Raw genomic sequence first — 3747 nt, 5'->3', positions numbered from 1 at the left:
ATTAGCAAAAGACATAGGATATCCTTTAGTATTAAAAGCCGCAAGTGGTGGTGGCGGTAAAGGTATTCGAATTGTTAAGGAAGAAAATCAACTTGTGGCCGCAGGTCCGGCGGCCGCGGAACGGTTTGGACTATTGGGGGGTCCGCAAGTAGTGCACCTCGGCTCCACTGACGCACTGGTCGCCGCGGTTAACCGGGTCCGTAGTCGGCGTCTTGGGTGAGGTCATCCTAGGGTTCGATACCTGGATCGGGTGGGGAGCGGCGACGATCGCTTGGTCGGCCAGCGCCGGAGGTTGTCCACCACGGGGGTCGCCTTCGCCTATGCCTCAGTCGAACTCGTCGGAAAGGCGGCCGGTGGGGCCGAGAATCCGGAGAAGGTCATGCTCTGCGTGATCAACTCGGTCATCGCCCGGATCGCGCTGTTCTACGTGGGGTCGTTGGTGTTGCTGTCGCTGCCGTACACCGCATTCAAAGGCAGGAACCGTTCGTGACCTTCTTCGACCGCCACCGAGACCGGCTGGGACCCCTCGGCAGCCGGCGATCCCGGCTGCCGAGCGGGGCGGCGTGTAACCCATTGGTTGTGCCACATTTTGATGGTATATTACGTCAATCGACGGCAGATTGATTCTTGTGCCGCACTAGCACTGCGAAGGACGCCTCATGAGCTACCGCACCGAAGACGACTTGTTGGGTGAGATGAAGATCCCGGCTGATGCTTATTGGGGGATCCATACTGCCCGGGCCAGGGAGAATTTCCCGATTACCGGTACCGTGATCGGCGCGTTCCCGCAGTTGATCGTGGCGTTGGCTGCGGTGAAGGAGGCGGCGGCACGGGCGAATGCCGAGTTGGGCCTGCTGGCGTCGGATGTGGCGGAGGTGATCATCGCCGCGTGTGTCGATATTCGTTCCGGTGGGCTGCATGACCAGTTCGTCGTTGATGTGTTGCAGGGTGGTGCGGGTACCTCGACGAATATGAACGCCAATGAGGTGATTGCTAATCGTGCTCTGGAACTGTTGGGTTGCGACAAGGGTGATTACTCTCGTATCCACCCGAACGAGCATGTCAATCTCGGGCAGTCCACCAATGATGCTTATCCGAGTGCGGTGCGGTTGGCCACCATTTACGCGCTCGGGGGGTTGTCGGAGGCGATGGAGGTTCTGCGCGCCGAGTACCAGTGCAAGGCAACGGAGTTCGGTGGTTTGCTGAAGATGGGTCGTACCCAGCTGCAGGATGCGGTGCCGATGACCTTGGGGCAGGAGTTCGGTACGTACGCGGTCATGCTCGGTGAGGACCGGCAGCGTCTGGATGAGGCGGCTACCCTGTTGCATGAGATCAACCTCGGTGCTACCGCCATCGGTACCGGCCTGAACGCGGCACCTGGTTATGCGGAGGCTGCCTGTCGGCATTTGCGGGAGATCACTGGTCTGCCGGTGCAGACTTCTGTGGATCTGGTGGAGGCTACGCAGGACTGCGGGGCCTTTGTGCATCTGTCTGGTGTGCTCAAGCGGATCGCGGTGAAATTGTCCAAGGGTTGCAATGATCTTCGGTTGCTGTCGTCGGGGCCGCGGGCTGGGTTCAACGAGATCAATCTGCCGCCGGTGCAGGCGGGGTCGTCGATTATGCCCGGCAAGATCAACCCGGTGATTCCGGAGGTGGTCAACCAGATCGCGTTCCGGGTGATCGGTAACGATCTCACCGTCACGATGGCTGCGGAGGCGGGTCAGTTGCAGCTCAATGCTTTCGAGCCGGTCATCGTGGCTTCGCTTGCCGAGAGCATCACCCAGCTGCGTTCGGGTTGTCTGGTGCTGGCGCGTCGGTGCATCGCGGGGATCACCGCCAACCCGGAGGTTATGCGTGGGTATGTCGACAATTCGATCGGGCTGGTGACCGCGCTCAACCCCGTCATCGGCTACCACGCCGCGACCCGAATCGCGAAGCAGGCGTTGGTATCCGGCCGCGGCGTCGCCGAACTCGTACTCGAACAAGGGCTACTGCCGGCCGAGGAACTCGAGCGGCTACTACGGCCGGAAACCATCGCACACCCACGCGTGCTCGTGGCCGACTAGGTAAAGATTGCCGAGTCCTGGAGCTGCTTCGTGAAGGCTGAGGCGAATGGTAGGAGACCGACAATAGCTGGGCTGGCACATTCGAATCGGTGCGCCAGGAGATCGCATTGGATCCTCGTGTCTTCGCGCCCACTGCGCGGTTCTGGGCTCGCGGACTTTGCCTGCCCGTGTGTGTGCGACTCTCGGGCGGCTACACGATGATTTGCTGGGATCGCCACGATGGCACGATCATCGGGTATTTCAGTCCTCGTCAGGTCCGATGGCTGCGCGAGCATGTCGGTGCCGTGCACAGGGCATTACAGATCGACTTGGATCTGTGAGAGATCCGGGGCGGTCTGGACGCCACCCGCGACACGGTGCCGTTCCTCGAGGACCGTTGGCGGCCGGCGCAGGACCTGGGGACCCCCGTGGCATGGCGTCCTGCGGATCTCCCGCGTGGACCGGAGAAACTCGGTCTGCAATTCGCACGACGCCGCGCGGCCGATGCCGCCCTGGTCCTGGATGCCCTTCCTGGGAAACGTTTGTCCAGAAAGGCGGCCAATAGCACACAGACCATCGGTGGCAATGGGTATCGGCCGAAGCGGGCGCGTTGGACGCGGTCGCGAAATGCCGTGAAACGTGCTGGCAGAAGGACTGGATAATCGATTTGGACGTCAGCAAATTCTTCGATTCTGTTGACCACGAACTGATGGTCAAGGCCGTGCTTGCCAACACGACTAATGAGCAGCAGTCGCCGGCCTCCACGCGATCCGTGGACAGAGACGTCGGCGACGACGGGGTTCTCCAGGTTCCCTGGACAGTCGCACTGAGGCCGCGCATTTTCTCACCCTGACCGCATGCCGTGCCGACAGCCTGGGGTCACTGGATTGAAAGGGTCTGTGGCTTCCCAGTGTGAACAGTTCGGGGTCAAGGAGTGTACTTATGGCGTCACACTTTGAGGAAGCCTGGCAGGTTCAAGACCCTCGGGTGTTGATTGATTCGGCTGTGCTCGATCAAATACGACCGCGTGTCAGGGCGTTGGGACGCTCCGGTCAGAAATGAACGAGAATCCGGCCCTCGTTTCCCGGATCAGCCTCGACGCGCCGGTAGAACTTTTTCAAGCTTGGCTGGGCGAGCTTCGCGAGAACACGGCGCTTCAGGGTTCCGGAGCCTTTGCCTGGAATTATCTCCAACAAGCCGACCTTCTGCGCAACCGCACGGAAGATCGCGCTACGTACCGCATTGTCGATGTCGCGATCACTCCGGAAAACCGGGTGAAGATCAACTGTCAGCGTCACGGCCACATTCAACTCCTGAAATCCTGAGTAAGACACGCGATCTCATCGTTACATACCGCCCGCTCATAGTGCCATCTCGGATGGCAGATCCAGGTGATCTCAACGTTGGGAGGGGTCTTTACGAGACGATGGATGAACTCGATGACGCGGTGCGTCGGCGGCTGTATCGGATGCGTGATCTCGGGGACGATATGGCCGCGATCCGGGTCCGGGAGACTTCGCCCGACGGTGCGGTGACGGTGGAGGTCGACGGGAACGGCAAGTTACTCGATCTCGAATTTTCCGAGGCGATTTCGAGGCTTGCGCCGCCGGACTTCGAGAAGACGTTGGTGGATACGGCGATGGCGGCGGCGCGCCAGGCGTTCGCGCAGCGCGGTGAGTTGATCGAGGCCTTCAACGAGGAA

General features: G+C 60.7%; 3 protein-coding genes and 2 pseudogenes. 4 read left to right on the top strand and 1 reads right to left on the bottom strand.

The features are described 5' to 3' along the window. The 3 genes and pseudogenes from ABZW16_RS43380 to ABZW16_RS43370 all read left to right on the top strand — a co-directional run. Positions 1–220: pseudogene (locus ABZW16_RS43380) on the top strand (acetyl-CoA carboxylase biotin carboxylase subunit); the annotation flags it as partial. A 78-nt stretch (positions 221–298) separates the two neighbouring features. After that, positions 299–498, top strand: a pseudogene (locus ABZW16_RS43375) (L-asparagine permease); the annotation flags it as partial. Between the two features lie 161 nt (positions 499–659). Further along, complete coding sequence (locus ABZW16_RS43370; RefSeq protein WP_354961993.1) at positions 660–2066, top strand: aspartate ammonia-lyase; 1407 nt, start codon at positions 660–662, stop codon at positions 2064–2066. 1031 nt (positions 2067–3097) lie between these two features. Here the strand turns inward: ABZW16_RS43370 and ABZW16_RS43365 are convergent. Further along, positions 3098–3343: a Smr/MutS family protein gene (locus ABZW16_RS43365; RefSeq protein WP_354961994.1), complete on the bottom strand. Its 246-nt coding sequence runs from the start codon at positions 3341–3343 to the stop codon at positions 3098–3100. A gap of 128 nt (positions 3344–3471) precedes the next feature. On the opposite strand from ABZW16_RS43365, the gene ABZW16_RS43360 reads away from it, so the two are divergent. Further along, positions 3472–3747, top strand: a 276-nt coding sequence (locus ABZW16_RS43360) for a YbaB/EbfC family nucleoid-associated protein (protein ID WP_354961992.1), incomplete at its 3' end; no start/stop codon positions are given.

It is taken from the genome of Nocardia sp. NPDC004604 (assembly GCF_040609795.1).
In the GTDB taxonomy this organism is placed as follows: Bacteria; Actinomycetota; Actinomycetes; order Mycobacteriales; family Mycobacteriaceae; genus Nocardia.
The sequence above is the reverse complement of the archived record's forward strand: the minus strand, read 5'-3'. Positions and strand labels throughout refer to the sequence as shown.

Coding starts and splice junctions, on each gene's coding strand:
- ABZW16_RS43370 (WP_354961993.1), top strand. CDS start 660: ATGAGCTACCGCACCGAAGACGACTTGTTGGGTGAGATGAAGATCCCG.